We start from the raw sequence: 15,149 nt of genomic DNA, 5'->3' as shown, positions 1-15,149 counted from the left end.
CGTTCTAAAGAGTTGCCACGAACTCGCTGAGCTCATGCGTATCGAGCACGACGCCGGGGTGAGGGCCTGCGGCGCTCAACGTAGCCCGGATATCGGCGGACAGGGGCTGGTCTGTACCCACCAGGATAAGGTTTCCCGGGTACTTAGCGGTCAGCAGTGACTGCTCGGTCAAACACCATACATGGTTGAAAATCCCTAGCATAGTACGAGCTTGGGCGGCAAAGAAGGTGAGCCCCGGGTCATCACCCACGTTCACCACCAGTACTCCCCCACCAGAAAGCTCGTTCTGCAGTTCCCCATAAAATTCAGGGTCGGTCAGGTGCTCAGGAGCCTGCCAGCCGGAGAAAATATCGAGGACTATCGCATCGATTCCCTGCTCAGTTTTGAGCAAGGAGGCCAGGCGGGGAACCGCCGACCGCGCGTCGTCAATCAGAATTTCTAAGGAGCTACCTGCGGGTAAGGGCAACTCATCCAATACCAATGTGGGTAATTCCCGCTCAATATCCACCGCGACCTGCACAGATTCGGGGCGGGTTACCTGAATATAGCGTGCCAGAGTGAGCGCCCCAGCGCCTAAATGTGCTGCCGAAATAGGTTCCTGGGTAGGGCGAAAAACATCAATCACATGAGCGATACGGCGTAAATATTCATAGAAAATGTGGCTCTGATCAGCCATATCAACGTGCGACTGCTCAGCACCGCCGATTTCAAGGATATAACCGGAGTCGCTCAGCCCGTCGGGAATAATGCGCGCGCCAAGACCTGAAAAGGAGAGCTGAACTGTACGAGACTTCATGCTCTCATCGTAGAGGATGCGCCAAGCTTTCCCCGCGCCGATGGCTAATGCAGATGAGCGTAATGTTCGCTCTCCTTCAAAGATTCAGGTTCCAGCTGGAAGGTGGAGTGGCGAATGCTCACCTCAAAATGCTCATTCACACAATTCTGCAAGGCTTTGAGAATTTCAACGGTGTGCCCGGTTTCAAAACATTCATCGCGCAACACCACGTGCGCGGTTAGCACCGGCAAATCCGAAGAAATTTGAGATGCATGCAGGTCATGGACCGCCAAAACGTGTTCCTGGGATTCCAAGTGGTTCTGTAATTTCTGCAAATCAAGGTGAGGTGGAGTCGATTCCAGCAGAACATTGATAGTTTCAAACAGGAGTTTGAGGGTGCGGGGAATAATCAAAATACCAATGAAGAGCGCCACTACGGCGTCTGCCTGATACCAGCCCCACACACCAATCACCAGCGCAGAAACAATCACCGCGACCGAGCCCAGAGCATCGTTGAGTACTTCGAGGAAAGCCGCTCGCATATTAAAGTTTTGACGGTTTCCCCCTACCAAAATGGCTATCATAACAAGGTTGCCCACCAGCCCGATTGCACCAAAAATGAGTACTTCAAACCCTGGAATCTCTGCCGGATTGAAGAACCGCTTAATCGCCTCAACGACGACGAACGCTCCCACGCCCAGCAAAAACGCTGCTTGGAACATGGCGCTGATAACCTCAATACGTTTCCACCCCCATGTGCGTTTCAACGACGACGGGCGCGCAGCAAGATGCGCAGCTACCAGGGCGACAGTAACGCTCAAAGCATCGGTGAAAACATGAACCGTGTCAAAGAGAAGCGCCAGTGACCCGGTAATCCAAGCCCCTGCCAGCTGAAAGGCGAAGAGAAGCCAGGCGATAGCAACAACGAGGGTGAGGCGCTTGGAATCGGCTCCTGTGCCGTGGGAATGGTGGTCATGGCCCATAAGTGAAATGCTCCTAGTAGGTTCCGAAATCGCGGTAGGAACCCTGGGGGTCTCCAATTTCGGCGTCTACGTGATCTACGTGCCCTGCGGTGTTCCCCGAGTTGAGCGAATCCAGAAGTTTCTGGCAATTTTCACGGCTGCCTTGAGCCACGATTTCTACCGAACCGTCGTCCAAATTCTTGGCGTAACCCACCAGCCCTAGAGGATTTGCTTCGCCCTTTGCCCACCAGCGGAATCCCACGCCCTGAACACGGCCGGTAACGTTGGCATTCAGCTGAGCTTCAGCAGGTTCCCCGGAGCCTTGCTGAGCGGATTTTTCTCGGTCAAATACGTTAAAGAAACTCATAGAGTAAGCCTACTACACCAGGCGAGGAGGGGTCAGGGGCGTTGGAAATAAGCGGGGGGAGTTTGTACCAGAAAAGCGCCTGTGTACCACGAAAAGCGCGGTACACAGGCGGAAATCTGATACAAACGGGAGGGCGACGAGCCGACGAGCGAAGTAAGAGTTCTTACTTGAAGTCGCGCTTAGCTGGCGCAGCAGCCACAGCCGCGCTCACTTCATTTGATCCTGCCGAGAACGGAATCGCCTTGCCAATAGTGGAGTCGTCAGCAATGACCGCCACCATCACATCAGCAACTAGCTCCCGCGGAGTCTCTGCGTTCTCAGGCTTGAGATTTACCTCGATGCCGGCAGCGGCGTCCTCCGTCAACATACCTGGACCCAAGATAGTGAAGTCCAAATCGGAGTCTCTCAGGTAAGCATCTGCTACAGCTTTCGCTGTCTCGTAGGCGTAGAAACCGTTGTCTTCACCAACCGTATGTGCGTTGCCGGAGCCAAGGTAAGAAACCATAACGTAGCGCTTTACCCCGGTGTGCTCTGCGGCTTCGATGGTTCGAATCGCTGCGTCCTGGTCAATAGCGTAGGTGCGCGAAGTATCGCCGCCGCCCGCGCCGGCACTCCACACCAGAACGTCAGTTTCTGTCTCCTGGAGCATCTTCTCAATCTCGGTAGTAGAAGCATTCTGGATATCCAGGACGACGGCGTTCGCGCCCTTGCTCTCGATGTCCGAACTCTGATCGGCGTTACGAATCACTGCGTTAACGGTGTGCCCTGCCTGAACCAGTTTGGGCTCTGCCAATAAAGCAACCTTGCCGTGGCCACCAATAATCGTTACGTTTGCCATGAGAATCTCCTTTCGAGTTTACGAAGAGTTTTAACCTCTTCTTTCAACAAAACTATCACTGCTTAGTTTTTATTCCCCGTAGTAGATTAGATTTCAACGTTCTTGCCCCACCGAAAGACTCCCATGCAACCCGGACTTTTCATCTTTGACTGCGACGGTGTTCTCGTTGATAGTGAAGTTCTTGCGGTTGAGATTGACCGTATGGTTCTTGAAGAACACGGATGGTCGCTCACTCGCGAACAGGTCATTGAGCATTTTCTGGGGATCCCCATGACTAAGGTGCAGGAAGGTCTCGAAGAGCATCTGGGCCGCCCACTGGGTGCTGACTGGATTGATTCGCTCGAAGCCCGCTATAAAGAGTCGTTTGAGAAAGACCTCAGGCCCGTTCCGGGAATCATCGAAGCATTGGAGCAGCTCGAGGGCCCACGGCGTGTGGCGTCCAGCGGTACTCACGAGCGTATCCGCCATTCTCTCACTTTGTGCAAAATGTTGGGTTATTTTGAAGATTCCCATATTTTTAGTGCCCAGGACGTGCACCACGGAAAATCTGCTCCCGATTTGTTCTTGCACGCGGCGTCGTCGATGGGGGTTTCGTCCGAAGGACTGCCTGGTCATTGAAGATAGCGCCCACGGTGTAACCGCAGCACGCGCAGCCGGTATGAAAGTTCTTGGATACGCCGGCTCAAAAGTTGGAGGATGCCGGTGCCCAGATTTTTGAGGACATGGCAGAGTTGCCGCGTCTGGTTGCCGAAGGCTTTTAGATAACCGAGTGGAGAGAAATAGTGGGTTTCTGGTACAGTGGCATTCGTTCAAGACGTGCGCGAGCGCCGAAAGAGCAGGCCTCCATAGCTCAGGGGTAGAGCATTTCCCTCGTAAAGAAAAGGTCGTCGGTTCAAATCCGACTGGGGGCTCCATGTAAGTCCGCTACTTATCTAAGTAGCGGACTTTTTTGTATTACCCGGCAGTAATGAGAACCGCACGTCATAAAAGAAAATATTTCTATTAATTTTGTTATCGAACCGTGACACTCTTTATTTCGTGTATATCAAACCGTTATGATTGGAAGACACTCGTACATTCCCCCTTGAAATTCTGGAGGTTCTCCATGTTAAAAGAGCTCTTTAGCTCTGTTGGAGGATCAAGGAACCGTTCCGCACGCGGCTTCTTGCTCCTCGTTATTCTTCTATTCATTCCTTCTGCAGCGATTTGGTTCTTTTATCGTTCGCTTTTCCAGGCAGATGCTTCTATTGCAGGAATGATTGCTCTTTCCGCTATTACTGCGTGGCTGTGGGCTTATCTCATTGGCTATGGCGAAGATCAGCACACCGCTGAGATTACCGAATAATTTCAGCTCATCAAAAGGGGCGGTTTCAACCGATGAAGGTTGAAACCGCCCCTTTTCTTTAAGGCTTATGCCTCAGCGAGACTTAGCTACGCCACAAACCGTACGTTTTCGCCAGTTCTGACACTTTGCGAGCGCGCGCCAGGCGCGGCAGGTAGGAGCCGTCTTTAGGTACGTTGCCGCCGCCGGCTTCGTTGAGCATCTCTTGTGCCCATTGAATTTCTTCGTCGCTGGGCGCGAGGGTGAGGTTGATGGTTTCTGCTTGGCGCGGGTCCAGCAAGAGTTTACCTGTCATCCCGTGCATGGTGGTGTAGTGGCATTCTTTCATGAGATCTCCACCGTATTTGCCGACTGAGGGGCCGTCGATGGGGCCGGGTAGTTCTCCTGCACGGGACGCCAGAACTAGCTGAGAGCGCGCGTAGGACAGGGCAATCGGATCTGCGGAGACGCCGGTATCGCGGCGGTAGTCACCTACGCCAAAGGCGAGGCGGAACGTACCGGGCGCGCGGGCGATATCGACGACGTTGAGCATGCCAACTGCCGATTCGATGAGCGCAATAACGGGGGTGCCTGCAGCGAGCATCATGGCAGTGCGGGTTACTTGGTCAGGATGTTCGGTGGTTGCCAGCATCACGCCGCGCAGACCTCTGACGCCGTTGAGTGCTTGAACGTCTTTCTTCCAGTGCTCGGTGCCCATGGTGTTAATACGCACCCAAGCGGTCATGGAATTTTCCAGGAGCTGAACGATTTTTTCGCGGGATGCGTCTTTGAGATTCTCGGGACAACCGTCTTCCAGGTCTAACAGGATGGAGTCCGCTTCTGATTCGAGAGCGGCGGCGATAGTTTCTTCGTCGGCTGCTGCAGAAACTAACAGCCATGTACGAGAAACTCGTGCAGGTAGGGCTGCTGCTCGGTCATTTCGGTGAAAGTGGGGCACGGTCATCCTTCATGCAGAATCGAGTATTTACTTTGATTCTACTTGGGTTCGTCAGGCGGCGTCTGCACTCTTTGCCGTTGAGGGTATCATGTACCCACGCCCGTCTTTCATTTCAAAGACAGCGTCGATTGCTGAGGATGTAATGGAATCGTGAGTGACCATGACGGTGGCGAGCTGGAATTCGCTGGTCAGTTGGGCAAGAAGCGCAACAATAGATGCTGATCGTTCGTGGTCGAGGGCCGAGGTGGGTTCATCGGCGAGCAGGAGGGAGGGGTTCCCCATGAGTGCTCGGGCGATGTTGACGCGCTGGCGTTGTCCGCCGGAGAGCTGGTGGGGGCGACGGTTGCGCATATCCGCCAGCCCAACAACGTCGAGCAATTCGGCGGCGCGGGCTCGGGCATCTTTAAGCTCTTTGCCGCGTGCCCCAGCGAGGTGTGCCATCGCAACGAGTTGTTCTTCTGAAGTGAGGGCGGGGAGCAAATTGGGTTGCTGAAAAATGATGCCGATGTCGTTGCCACGCAGGCGAGTACGTTCGGAATCTTTGAGACCAGAGGTTTCTTGCCCGTTGAGGAACACCTTGCCAGAGGTAGGTTGAATCAGCGTGGCAGCCACAGAAAGGAGCGATGATTTACCCGAGCCCGAGGTACCAACAACAGCGGTGAAACTTCCTTTATCTGCTTGAAACGTGATGGAGTCAAGAGCTTTGAGCATTTGGGGCTGACCGTTGGAATCTACGCCGTCGGGGTATTCGAGAGTAACGTTCTCTAGGGAAAGTACGGTGGTCATTAGTTGCCTCCTAAAGCAATCATGGGGTCAATTTTGGTAATGCGGGCGGTGGCGATAAGCGACCCGGCTAGCCCAATTGCCCAGATTCCTACTGCTGGGCCCAGAACGGTGAGGGGATCAAGCTGGAAGGGAAGAGCATTCTGGGCAAGCGCGCCAAGAACCCAGCCTAAGAGAGCACCCAGTGCAGCTCCTCCAAAGAGGATGATGACGGCTTGAATCATCGCATCGCGCAGAAGGTACCCCGTGGAAGCTCCTAGAGCGCGCAAGACAGCTAAATCGCGAGTGCGCTGGATGGTCCACACGGTCAGGAAAGAGAGAGTCACTAGCGCCGAAATTCCATAGAGGAACCCCTGCATGGCTTGCAGTGATCCGCGTTCTGACTGAAAGGCGGCTAGCCCCTGGAACGATTCTTTGGTGGTGACTGCTTTGGTTCCTGACTGGTCGGCGGCGGAAGTCAGCGCGGCGTCATCTGCATGAGGAGCAGAGATGGCTAACACAGTGCCTACGATCTCTTGATCCGCCGGCTGTTGCGAAGCGCCAGCGTTCACATGCCCGATTTTCTGCCAAGCGGCAGTATCAGCCCACATCACCGGAGTATGCGAGTAGTAGGTGTCAGCAACAATCCCACCGACTGTAAACGTATTTCCGCTGATCGTGACCTTATCCCCCACTTTCGCGCCCGAATCCTGGGCGATAGTTTCTCCCAAAACCACCGTAGAATCGGAAAGATCAGTGGAGCCTTCTAACGCCTGCCCTACCGAATCGTGTAGTAGTGAACTTCCCGCAGGAATACCGAAGACTGCAATCGACGGCGACGCCGCAGACCCCTCTAACACCGTCTGGCTGATACCCACCGGGGTAGCAGAGTCCACGCCGTCCTGGTTCGCCCAGATCTTTTGTTCGCCGGCAGTCACGCTGGAGGAGGTGAATGAAATCTCCGGTTCCTGCGAACCTGCAGAACCAAACACCAAGCGATCTGCCTTGAACGATTCCAGCCCCGCCGTATTCTGCTGACCCAAACCCCCGGTGAGACCGGTGAGCATCACCAAGAGCAGGGTCAGCAACCCTACCACTGCCGCGATAAGAGCAAACCGCCCTCGCGCAGAGAATATTTCTCTTATTCCTAAAAACACTGGATTCCTTTCACCCGTATAGGCTTCTTGCGCCTCTTGCCCGCCACCGCGTCGGCAAGCGGTCCCTATCGCATGGCTCGCTAGCGCTCGCAAATGCGATTCACGCCAGACCCAGCCAGCTTGCCGACCTCGGCACCGGGCTGACAGGCGCAACCCATCTATAAACCTCGACTTCTCTTCTTCTATTCTGGAAAAATCTGGTTTCTAGCACATCACGTGAACGGTTGAACCTCTTATCAACCATTTGGTTGATAGGGCAGGCAGGCGGAATATCTTCACAGTGGGTACCTTAGAATTATCAGAACCTCTTTGCTGAAAGTAGACCCATGAATCCAGCCCCCGAAGAATCATCTGTTCTGCAGATTTTGCGCATCAGTTTGCACGTGATGTTCGCTTTTTTGCTGGCAGTAGGTTTTATTTCGGCGCTTCAGGACGACGCCGCCCCCGGCAGACTGACGGTGGGCTCGCTCGCACTGGCGCTGACGTATATGGCTGGCACTATCGTGGAGAACCGGTTTGCCCGGGGAAAGTTCGGCGGAGTTCGCGGAGCTAATCTGGTGCGTTCCCGCCCTGCGCTAGCGAGAACCTGGCTAGCGATTGTCGTGATGCTGTGGCTTGTGTTGCTGTACCATCACAGTAGTTTCACCTGGATGATGTTCCCTCTCGTCTTCCTGTGTATGCATCTGCTACCGGTTATTCCGGCATTGGGGGCGGTGGCTCTTCTTACCGGCATTTCTATCGGGCTTCCCGCGATTCAGACACAGCACGAAAGCGCTCACGAACTCAGTGCCGGTGCCATCATTGGGCCCAGCCTGGGCGCGCTGTTAGCCATCATTATTTCGCTTGCATACCGTCAACTTCACCGAGATTCCCTAGCGCATCAGCGTACCGCCGAGAAACTTCGCGCAACCCAAGCTGAACTTGCTCAAAAAGAGCACGAATCGGGGAGGCTGGAAGAACGGGAAAGGCTCGCCCGTGAAATACATGACACGCTCGCCCAGGGGCTCTCTTCTATCGTGCTGATTTCCAGAGCAGCAGCAGCAAAACCCACCGCCCCAGAGGTAGGAGAACAGCTCAGCGTAATCAACCGCGTCGCCGCAGATAACCTTGCAGAAGCCCGCCGCTTCATCCGAGACCTTTCCTCTCCCTCTCTCACTACATCGCTCGTCCCAGCTTTAGAGCGCCTTTGTGCCGAGACTCAGAGAATGGTATCTGCCCGAGGCGATTCGCTCTCTTGCACGGTGCACCTTGATGGGGATCAGTCTCCGCTGAGTGCCGCAGAGCTTCCCGAACCTATCCAAGAGGCTCTCATACGCATTACCCAGGGAGCTTTAGCCAACGTTGCAGCTCATGCCCATGCCCAGCACGCCGTCGTTACCCTGGGGCTATGGGAGCACACCACCACTTTAGATATTTTTGACGACGGCCGCGGTTTCATCCCCACGCTTGCTGCCGAGGCTCACCCGACCCACCCCGCTGATGGCTCAGGCTACGGGCTAGTATCCCTCCGAGCTCGCGCCGTCGAAATCGGCGCAGAGCTGGCCGTAGAATCTACTCCGGGTGAAGGTACAGTAGTGACTCTTTCCCTACCTCATTCATCGCTTACCCAAGGACGCTCATGACCGTATCTATTATGTTGGTTGACGATCATCCCATCGTGCGTGCCGGGTTGAAAGCAGTCTTCACTTCCTTCGAAGATATTGAGGTTATCGCAGAAGCCTCAGACGGCGCAGAGGCACTAGATGTTTTACAGCAGGTCACCCAGAACGGCACAGCGCCTGACGCTGTCATCATGGATCTACAGATGAAACCCATGAACGGGATAGAAGCTTGCCGGGCTATTACCCAGGCAGGCGGGCCGCCGGTGCTGGTGCTAACAACTTTTGATACCCAATCGGATATTGTGGCAGCGGTCGAAGCCGGAGCGCTAGGCTACCTCCTCAAAGATGCCCCGCCCCAGCAAGTGCACGATGCTGTTTTAGCTACGGCGGCAGGCCGCAGAACTCTTTCTCCACATATCACTGAGGTATTGCTTGACCGGATGCGCACCCCCGCTCCCGATTTGAGCCCGCGAGAAATTGAACTTCTCCAAGCACTTGCCACTGGAGCCACTAACAAGCAACTGGCCAAGCAACTTTTTATCTCTGAGGCGACTGTAAAAACCCACCTCGTCCATATCTATTCCAAGCTGGGAGTGGATAATAGGACGGCGGCAATCGGCGTCGCGCGGGAAATGCGGCTTATTTAAAGAGAATCGCCGCCGGTTCATGGTGAACCGGCGGCGATTCTTTTTTCAATAATTCGACGGCGGAACTTAGTCCTGTGCCTGACGGATTTCCTGCCCCTGAACGTCAGAGGTATTATTCGCCGCAGCAATCATGCGGGCTTCTTGCTCAGCTTTGTAATTAGCTGAAGCGAAGTGGCGATCTTTGTACGCCAGCGCGGGAACTTCCACGAACTTATACATGGCAATTCCTACCACCAGGCCGAGAGCGACCATGAGAAGGACCATCACGGGACGGGGCAAGAATTCCAGGTGGGGTTCAACCAGGCGGTAAATAACATCATGAGAGAGGTAGATGGAGTAGCTGGAAAGTCCCAACAGCTGCAGGAATCGCCACTGGAGTAGTTTCATGAGCTTAGTGCCCAGCGGCTGGCGTCGAGCTACCTGACCCCACAGCACCATCAGTGCGGCAGCAATAGCCTGGAGGGAATAGCGTGCGGTATCGCGGAAGAAATCATCACGAATTACGAGTGAGAAAAGGTAGATTCCTACAGCTACCACAATCACCCAGTTACGGCCCAGCAAGGGAATGCTACGCCCGGCACCAGTAAGAGAAGAATCGGCAAACCGAGACCCACGGATGGAGCGGCCCTGAACCATGTCGGTATTTCGGTATTTAAAGAACCAGACAGCCACGAGAGTGCCTACAGCGATAGCTTCAACGCGGGTATCGGTACCGAAGTAAATACGGTCAGAACTTGCGCCGTTGAGGAACAGGAAGAATCGTGAGAGATTCGACCATACAATGGCAAAAATAGCGAGGCTCACTACGATTTTGAGGTAGTGCTTGCTCTTGACGGCAAAGAGCCAAATCAGCGCGAAGACCAGGTAGAACTGTTCTTCAATCGCTAGGGACCAGGTGACATGAGAGCCGGGGAGAACGGTGACTTGGGAATCAAGATAGCGCCAGTTAAAGAAGAAGAAAATCTGCCCGAGGAAATCACCAATATTGACGGCGCCACCGAAAGCCATATAGATCAGGGTTGGGATGATTAGCGCGAGAAAGAGGGGCGGGGCGATTTTGATGAGGCGTCGCATATAGAAGCCACCGAGGTCGAACCCTCCAGTTTTATCTCGTTCTCGCAGGAGCAAGAACGTAATGATAAAGCCTGAAATGACAAAAAAGATGGTGACGCCGGATCCGCCGGGTACAAAGGTCAGTCCTGCATGCGAAAAAACGACGAGCAAAACTGCAAATGCACGCATTGCATCGATGTGAGCGTAGCGATTCAAGGGGGTCCTTCTGGTGTTTCTAAATGGTACAAGCGAGTGCGAACGGTACATTTTGAGCAAAATGCACCATAACAGCAAAACCTACCACCACTTAGCTGGGATTGTTAGCCGCCTTAATGGGGATAGTTCTGTCATATTACCTCTGGTCGGAGTGCTTGTATTTGCGCTGAACCAGCTGAACAAGAGAGACGCTCCCCCAGGTAGCTACACCGACTGCACCCCACAACGGCGGTGGAGCGTGCACCAGTTCCAACGCAAATAACAGGCCAAATGCAATGGAATTTTCTGAAACTGCTAGCAAAGCGCCAGCGCCAACCACCATGAACGGCAGTAAACTCTCGCTGTTTCCAGTCACTATTGCACAGGCTCCGCCCAGCGCACCGCCCAGGGCAAGCGCAGGAGTAAGCACCCCGCCTTTGGCTCCTGCAGCCAAGGTGAGAAACGTAAAAAATGGTTTCAGAAGAATCAGTAGGAGGAAACCTAGGAGACTAATGTTTCCCGCAAAACCGTTCTGAAGAATGAGGACGCCGTTACCCGAAATATCCGGGGCAACCAGCATCACTAGACCGGTTAGCGCCAGCACCACACCGATGGTGAGCGGCAGAAAAGCCCCTTGTACGGTGGAAGATTTCTTGTTGGCGTGCTGCGCTATCTGACGAAATACAAAGCCAGCTACAGCGATAAGAGGGATAGAGACAACTGCCCAGACCCATACTTCCCAGCGCACCGCAGAAAAAGTCAGGGGGTAAAAGGCGTTGTTACCTAAGAAGATATGGGAGAGTAACACCGCGCCCCAACTAGTCACCGATGCCACTGCAAGAGAGAACCAGTTGCACCTACCCATCATTACGCACACCGTATATGCGATTCCCGCCCAAGGCGTGTTGTACACTGTTGCCAAAGCCGCCCCTGCCGCCGACGCCGTCACTAGCGCTCGATCAGGGTCCTGTACTTTGAGCAACGTACTCAAGTGAAAAGAATAGACACCCGCTAGCTGTCGGGGTGCTCCTTCTCGACCGATCGAAGCTCCTGCCCCGACCACCGTAAGCTGTAAAGTGGCATCGAGAGTGTTTCGTGCGAGAGGAAAGGTGGAGAGTTTTTGCCCCAAGGCCTCGCTTATCGATCCCAGGGGTTTAGCTCGAACGAACCACCAGAGAAGCCCTACCGTAACCCCTGTGCACGTCATGGCAAGCAATAGAACCCACCGGGGGTAAGCGCTTAAATGATGAAAGATATTTTCAACTGCGTGCAGAAAATAAGTAGAGAGAACACCTGCGAGAGCCGCGCAGACGATAGCAACAGCAGTGGCACAAAAAAGGGGGAAATAACGTTTCGCTAGAAGAGACCCACGCACGCGATTAGCCTCGTTCGCCTAGTTAGTAGATTCGCGATGCGCCTGCGCAAGTTTAGCTTCGGCATCTTCAATATGCTCAATTACTGTTTGTAGACGCCGGCTCACTGCAACTTTCCGGGAACACGAAAGCTGGCAGTCGCCCTGGCAACGCACCATGGCGAGAGCCTCGGCACACAGGGCAACGGCATTGCCAGCGCGCGAGAGACTGCGGTGAAGATCCGAATACGTACCGTGGGGTGACGCCGGTATATCGGTTCCCTGACTAGGTGCAAGAAGCTGTGCTTGGCGGGCAATATCTCGCACACGGGGCAAAAGATCTGCTAATGCGTTTGCCTCTGGAATAAGAAGTTCAAAATTTTGGTCGTGAGGAAGCTTCTCTAAAATCTGGTGGAAACGGTCAATTCCACGACGAAAACGGTCATGGGCACGCCGCCAGACTCCGCGCCCCAACTCGGCGTCGTCTCTGCGGCTTTGCAGCATGTCTCTGATTCCCATAGAGCCTCCTCCCGTTTGTTCCATACTGAGGTTACCCTAAATTGTTGAGGGACGATTCGTCACCTAAATAAAAGTATAAAAACTCGCTCCGCCCACTTCATGGACAGTGAGCGGAGCGAGCGGTACACGGTTTATCCAACCGACAGAGGGGTCAGCAACAGCGAGCGCCAGGGTTCTCGTCTAGTCGACGGTGATAATCACGCCAGAATTCTCGCTCGCTCATCGGAGCGTGATCGCACCCCGTTTGGCGGTGGTGGGCAAGATATTTTTGGTATTTATCTCCACCCAGCATGCCAGAGGTAAACCACTCTATCGCTGAGATAATCTCTTTGATCTTATTCATAGAACGCCCTCGCTTAGTGAGCCGAATGACCCGCAGAACCGGCGATTTCCTGAGGATGTTTCCGGTAGAACTCTGCCCATTCTTTCTCAAGTTTCTTCTCTGCATCGGTGGCAGTGAGCCCTGCCGGTGCAAAGATTCGAGATTCGATATAGGGGTTCTCGCGGGTTTCCTTCTGCTGACCCTTGGCAGCGCGCATGACTTCAAGAACTGCCATAAGAACCACGATTAGAGTAAGCACCACGAAAATGATGGAGAGCGTTCCCTGCACCATGGTATTGCGAAGAACCGCTTCCATTGCCGCGGGAGTTTTCGCCGCGCCAAAGGAGGAAGCACCGGATTCCAGGGCGTCCTTGAAAGCAAAATGATTCGCCCAGTAACCCACCTTGGGGTTTGAACTAAAGATTTTCTGCCAAGAACCAACCACGGTAACTACTAGGTCAAAGGCGAGAGGTAGAGCAATAATCCACAGGTACTTGAATTTGCCCTTATTTGCTGCGATGGCAAGGCAAACCGCGAGCGCCACGGCAGCAAGCAGCTGGTTGGCGATGCCGAAGAGCGGGTAGAAAGTATTGATACCGCCCAAAGGATCGGTGACGCCAAGAATCAGGATGCTACCCCAGCCAGCAACCATGATGGCGGTGGTCAGCCATGCGCCCAAGCGCCAGTTGTGGTCATTAAACCGGGGGAAGAAGTTGCCCAGCGTATCCTGCAACATGAATCGGGCTACACGCGTTCCGGCGTCCACCGCGGTGAGGATGAAGAGTGCTTCGAACATGATGGCGAAGTGGTACCAGAAGCTCATGAGGTCGAAGGCGGGCATCATCTGATGCAGAATGGTTGCCATACCGACGGCGAGGGTGGGTGCGCCGCCTGTACGCGAAACGATGCTTTGTTCGCCTACATGCTGGGCGGTTTCGCCGAGGAGTTCAGGGGTTACGTGGACTCCGGTAAGCCCCAGCGAATTCACGAACGCCGCTGCGCCTTCGATTGTGCCTCCGGTAGCGCCCGCAGCTGAGTTCATCGCAAAGTAGATTCCGCGGTCTACGGTCACAGCAGCTACGAGAGCCATGATTGCCACGAATGATTCCATGAGCATACCGCCGTAGCCGATAAAACGAACCTGGCGTTCTTTTTCCACCATCTTAGGAGTGGTGCCCGAAGCAATCAGCGCGTGGAAGCCCGAAAGTGCACCACAGGCGATGGTGACGAAGAGGAAGGGGAAGAGCGAACCGGACCATACGGGGCCATCGGAACGGGAAGCGAATTCGGAGAAGGCAGGTACAGAGATCTCTGGGCGGACAACGATAATGCCCACTGCCAGTAAAATGATGGTTCCCACCTTCATAAAGGTAGAGAGGTAATCGCGCGGGGCGAGCAGGAGCCAAACAGGCAAGATAGCGGCAACGAAACCGTAGATAATAACTGCCCATGCGAGGGTAACGCGGTCGAGAGTCAGATATTGTGCACCCCAGGATGTCTCAGCCACCCAGCCGCCGGCAATAATTGCGACCATCAGCAAAATGAATCCGATGAGGGATACTTCGCCCACTTTGCCCGGGCGCAGATAGCGCAGATAGACACCCATAAAGAGTGCAATGGGAATGGTCATACCCACGGAGAACACGCCCCAGGGTGATTCGCCCAGTGCGTTGACAACCACCAGCGCCAAGATGGCGGTAATGATAATCATGATGGTGAGCGTGGCAAGGATGGCTGCGTAACCGCCTACGGTACCCAGCTCTTCCTTGGCCATCTGCCCCAGCGAGCGTCCGCCACGGCGCATCGAGAAAAAGAGTACCAAGTAGTCCTGCACAGCACCGGCAAAAATTACGCCGACAATAATCCAGATAGTTCCGGGAAGAAAACCCATTTGCGCAGCGAGCACAGGGCCGACGAGCGGGCCGGCACCGGCGATAGCGGCAAAGTGGTGGCCGTAGAGAACACGACGATCGGTAGCTGCGTAGTCTTTGCCGTCGGCATCATACTCAGCGGGGGTTGCCCGGCGGTCGTCGGGATTAGCCAGTTTCGCCTCAACATAACGGGCATAGAAACGGTAAGCGATGAGGTACGAGCAGACCGCGGCAAAGACGAACCAAATACCGTTGACGGTCTCGCCCCGCACGATGGCGAGCATAAACCAGCTGATGGCACCTACCAGAGAGATAGCTACCCAGAGGGCTATCTTCTTAGGGGTCCATTTCTTTTCTTCTGCCGCAATAATCTCGGGATCCACATAGGCCGGTGGCCGTTCATGCTCCAAGAGGTCGGTGGAGGACGCAGAATTTTCACGCATGGAAAGT

The 15,149-nt window shown here is 54.4% G+C and carries 16 protein-coding genes and 1 tRNA gene; 5 read left to right on the top strand and 12 right to left on the bottom strand.

Going from position 1 to position 15,149, the window contains the following annotated elements:
* Nucleotides 1–4 precede the first annotated feature (4 nt).
* From ACFR81_RS09895 to ACFR81_RS09880, 4 genes are all read right to left on the bottom strand, one after another.
* Nucleotides 5–796: a spermidine synthase gene (locus ACFR81_RS09895; RefSeq protein ID WP_343876353.1), complete on the bottom strand. Its 792-nt coding sequence runs from the start codon at nucleotides 794–796 to the stop codon at nucleotides 5–7.
* Nucleotides 797–840: 44 nt separating this feature from the next.
* Entirely contained in the window at nucleotides 841–1,758 is a 918-nt protein-coding gene (locus tag ACFR81_RS09890; RefSeq protein ID WP_343876352.1) for a cation diffusion facilitator family transporter, read from the bottom strand.
* 13 nt (nucleotides 1,759–1,771) lie between these two features.
* Complete coding sequence (locus ACFR81_RS09885) at nucleotides 1,772–2,104, bottom strand: acylphosphatase (protein ID WP_343876351.1); 333 nt, start codon at nucleotides 2,102–2,104, stop codon at nucleotides 1,772–1,774.
* 163 nt (nucleotides 2,105–2,267) lie between these two features.
* Complete coding sequence (locus ACFR81_RS09880; protein WP_145173915.1) at nucleotides 2,268–2,942, bottom strand: NAD(P)H-binding protein; 675 nt, start codon at nucleotides 2,940–2,942, stop codon at nucleotides 2,268–2,270.
* A gap of 123 nt (nucleotides 2,943–3,065) precedes the next feature.
* Between ACFR81_RS09880 and ACFR81_RS09875 the strand changes: the two genes are divergently transcribed.
* From ACFR81_RS09875 to ACFR81_RS09865, 3 genes are all read left to right on the top strand, one after another.
* Complete coding sequence (locus tag ACFR81_RS09875) at nucleotides 3,066–3,560, top strand: HAD family hydrolase (protein WP_233126044.1); 495 nt, start codon at nucleotides 3,066–3,068, stop codon at nucleotides 3,558–3,560.
* A gap of 221 nt (nucleotides 3,561–3,781) precedes the next feature.
* Nucleotides 3,782–3,856 (top strand) — tRNA-Thr (locus ACFR81_RS09870).
* Nucleotides 3,857–4,047: 191 nt separating this feature from the next.
* Complete coding sequence (locus ACFR81_RS09865; RefSeq protein ID WP_343876350.1) at nucleotides 4,048–4,287, top strand: hypothetical protein; 240 nt, start codon at nucleotides 4,048–4,050, stop codon at nucleotides 4,285–4,287.
* Nucleotides 4,288–4,369: 82 nt separating this feature from the next.
* Here ACFR81_RS09865 and ACFR81_RS09860 read toward each other — a convergent pair whose 3' ends face one another.
* From ACFR81_RS09860 to ACFR81_RS09850, 3 genes are read right to left on the bottom strand one after another with little or no spacing between them, the layout of a single operon-like run.
* Entirely contained in the window at nucleotides 4,370–5,221 is an 852-nt protein-coding gene (locus ACFR81_RS09860; RefSeq protein WP_145173918.1) for an HpcH/HpaI aldolase/citrate lyase family protein, read from the bottom strand.
* A 51-nt stretch (nucleotides 5,222–5,272) separates the two neighbouring features.
* Nucleotides 5,273–6,007 (bottom strand): ABC transporter ATP-binding protein, encoded by a 735-nt coding sequence (locus tag ACFR81_RS09855; RefSeq protein ID WP_343876348.1) that lies wholly within the window; start codon nucleotides 6,005–6,007, stop codon nucleotides 5,273–5,275.
* Nucleotides 6,007–7,140: an ABC transporter permease gene (locus tag ACFR81_RS09850; protein ID WP_343876347.1), complete on the bottom strand. Its 1,134-nt coding sequence runs from the start codon at nucleotides 7,138–7,140 to the stop codon at nucleotides 6,007–6,009. The genes ACFR81_RS09855 and ACFR81_RS09850 overlap by 1 nt, the downstream gene beginning before the upstream one ends.
* Nucleotides 7,141–7,466: 326 nt before the next feature.
* Between ACFR81_RS09850 and ACFR81_RS09845 the strand changes: the two genes are divergently transcribed.
* Together ACFR81_RS09845 and ACFR81_RS09840 are read left to right on the top strand one after the other, a co-directional pair.
* Complete coding sequence (locus ACFR81_RS09845; RefSeq protein WP_190617797.1) at nucleotides 7,467–8,762, top strand: sensor histidine kinase; 1,296 nt, start codon at nucleotides 7,467–7,469, stop codon at nucleotides 8,760–8,762.
* A complete protein-coding gene (locus ACFR81_RS09840; protein ID WP_151145164.1) occupies nucleotides 8,759–9,388 on the top strand; it encodes a response regulator in 630 nt (209 codons plus the stop codon). The genes ACFR81_RS09845 and ACFR81_RS09840 overlap by 4 nt, the downstream gene beginning before the upstream one ends.
* A gap of 66 nt (nucleotides 9,389–9,454) precedes the next feature.
* Here ACFR81_RS09840 and ACFR81_RS09835 read toward each other — a convergent pair whose 3' ends face one another.
* From ACFR81_RS09835 to ACFR81_RS09815, 5 genes are all read right to left on the bottom strand, one after another.
* Nucleotides 9,455–10,657, bottom strand: a complete 1,203-nt coding sequence (locus tag ACFR81_RS09835) for an acyltransferase family protein (RefSeq protein ID WP_343876346.1) — start codon at nucleotides 10,655–10,657, stop codon at nucleotides 9,455–9,457.
* A 136-nt stretch (nucleotides 10,658–10,793) separates the two neighbouring features.
* A complete protein-coding gene (locus ACFR81_RS09830) occupies nucleotides 10,794–11,843 on the bottom strand; it encodes a chloride channel protein (RefSeq protein ID WP_346843276.1) in 1,050 nt (349 codons plus the stop codon).
* A 186-nt stretch (nucleotides 11,844–12,029) separates the two neighbouring features.
* Nucleotides 12,030–12,506, bottom strand: a complete 477-nt coding sequence (locus ACFR81_RS09825; RefSeq protein ID WP_145173934.1) for a dehydrogenase — start codon at nucleotides 12,504–12,506, stop codon at nucleotides 12,030–12,032.
* Between the two features lie 151 nt (nucleotides 12,507–12,657).
* On the bottom strand, nucleotides 12,658–12,849 hold the full coding sequence (locus tag ACFR81_RS09820; RefSeq protein ID WP_083147317.1) for a YbdD/YjiX family protein: 192 nt from the start codon (nucleotides 12,847–12,849) through the stop codon (nucleotides 12,658–12,660).
* A gap of 13 nt (nucleotides 12,850–12,862) precedes the next feature.
* Entirely contained in the window at nucleotides 12,863–15,142 is a 2,280-nt protein-coding gene (locus ACFR81_RS09815) for a carbon starvation CstA family protein (RefSeq protein WP_343876344.1), read from the bottom strand.
* Between the last annotated feature and the right edge of the window lie 7 nt (nucleotides 15,143–15,149).

Source organism: Rothia amarae (assembly GCF_042677725.1).
Lineage (GTDB): Bacteria > Actinomycetota > Actinomycetes > Actinomycetales > Micrococcaceae > Rothia > Rothia amarae.
Note: the sequence above shows the minus strand (reverse complement) of the source record. Positions and strands in the feature narration are given on the sequence as shown.

Bases quoted from the DNA above. Each gene is read 5' to 3' on its own strand.
- ACFR81_RS09830 (WP_346843276.1), bottom strand. From the start codon at position 11,843: ATGACGTGCACAGGGGTTACGGTAGGGCTTCTCTGGTGGTTCGTTCGA.
- ACFR81_RS09895 (WP_343876353.1), bottom strand. From the start codon at position 796: ATGAAGTCTCGTACAGTTCAGCTCTCCTTTTCAGGTCTTGGCGCGCGC.
- ACFR81_RS09855 (WP_343876348.1), bottom strand. From the start codon at position 6,007: ATGACCACCGTACTTTCCCTAGAGAACGTTACTCTCGAATACCCCGAC.
- ACFR81_RS09840 (WP_151145164.1), top strand. From the start codon at position 8,759: ATGACCGTATCTATTATGTTGGTTGACGATCATCCCATCGTGCGTGCC.
- ACFR81_RS09885 (WP_343876351.1), bottom strand. From the start codon at position 2,104: ATGAGTTTCTTTAACGTATTTGACCGAGAAAAATCCGCTCAGCAAGGC.
- ACFR81_RS09875 (WP_233126044.1), top strand. From the start codon at position 3,066: ATGCAACCCGGACTTTTCATCTTTGACTGCGACGGTGTTCTCGTTGAT.
- ACFR81_RS09820 (WP_083147317.1), bottom strand. From the start codon at position 12,849: ATGAATAAGATCAAAGAGATTATCTCAGCGATAGAGTGGTTTACCTCT.
- ACFR81_RS09865 (WP_343876350.1), top strand. From the start codon at position 4,048: ATGTTAAAAGAGCTCTTTAGCTCTGTTGGAGGATCAAGGAACCGTTCC.
- ACFR81_RS09845 (WP_190617797.1), top strand. From the start codon at position 7,467: ATGAATCCAGCCCCCGAAGAATCATCTGTTCTGCAGATTTTGCGCATC.
- ACFR81_RS09880 (WP_145173915.1), bottom strand. From the start codon at position 2,942: ATGGCAAACGTAACGATTATTGGTGGCCACGGCAAGGTTGCTTTATTG.
- ACFR81_RS09890 (WP_343876352.1), bottom strand. From the start codon at position 1,758: ATGGGCCATGACCACCATTCCCACGGCACAGGAGCCGATTCCAAGCGC.
- ACFR81_RS09825 (WP_145173934.1), bottom strand. From the start codon at position 12,506: ATGGGAATCAGAGACATGCTGCAAAGCCGCAGAGACGACGCCGAGTTG.
- ACFR81_RS09815 (WP_343876344.1), bottom strand. From the start codon at position 15,142: ATGCGTGAAAATTCTGCGTCCTCCACCGACCTCTTGGAGCATGAACGG.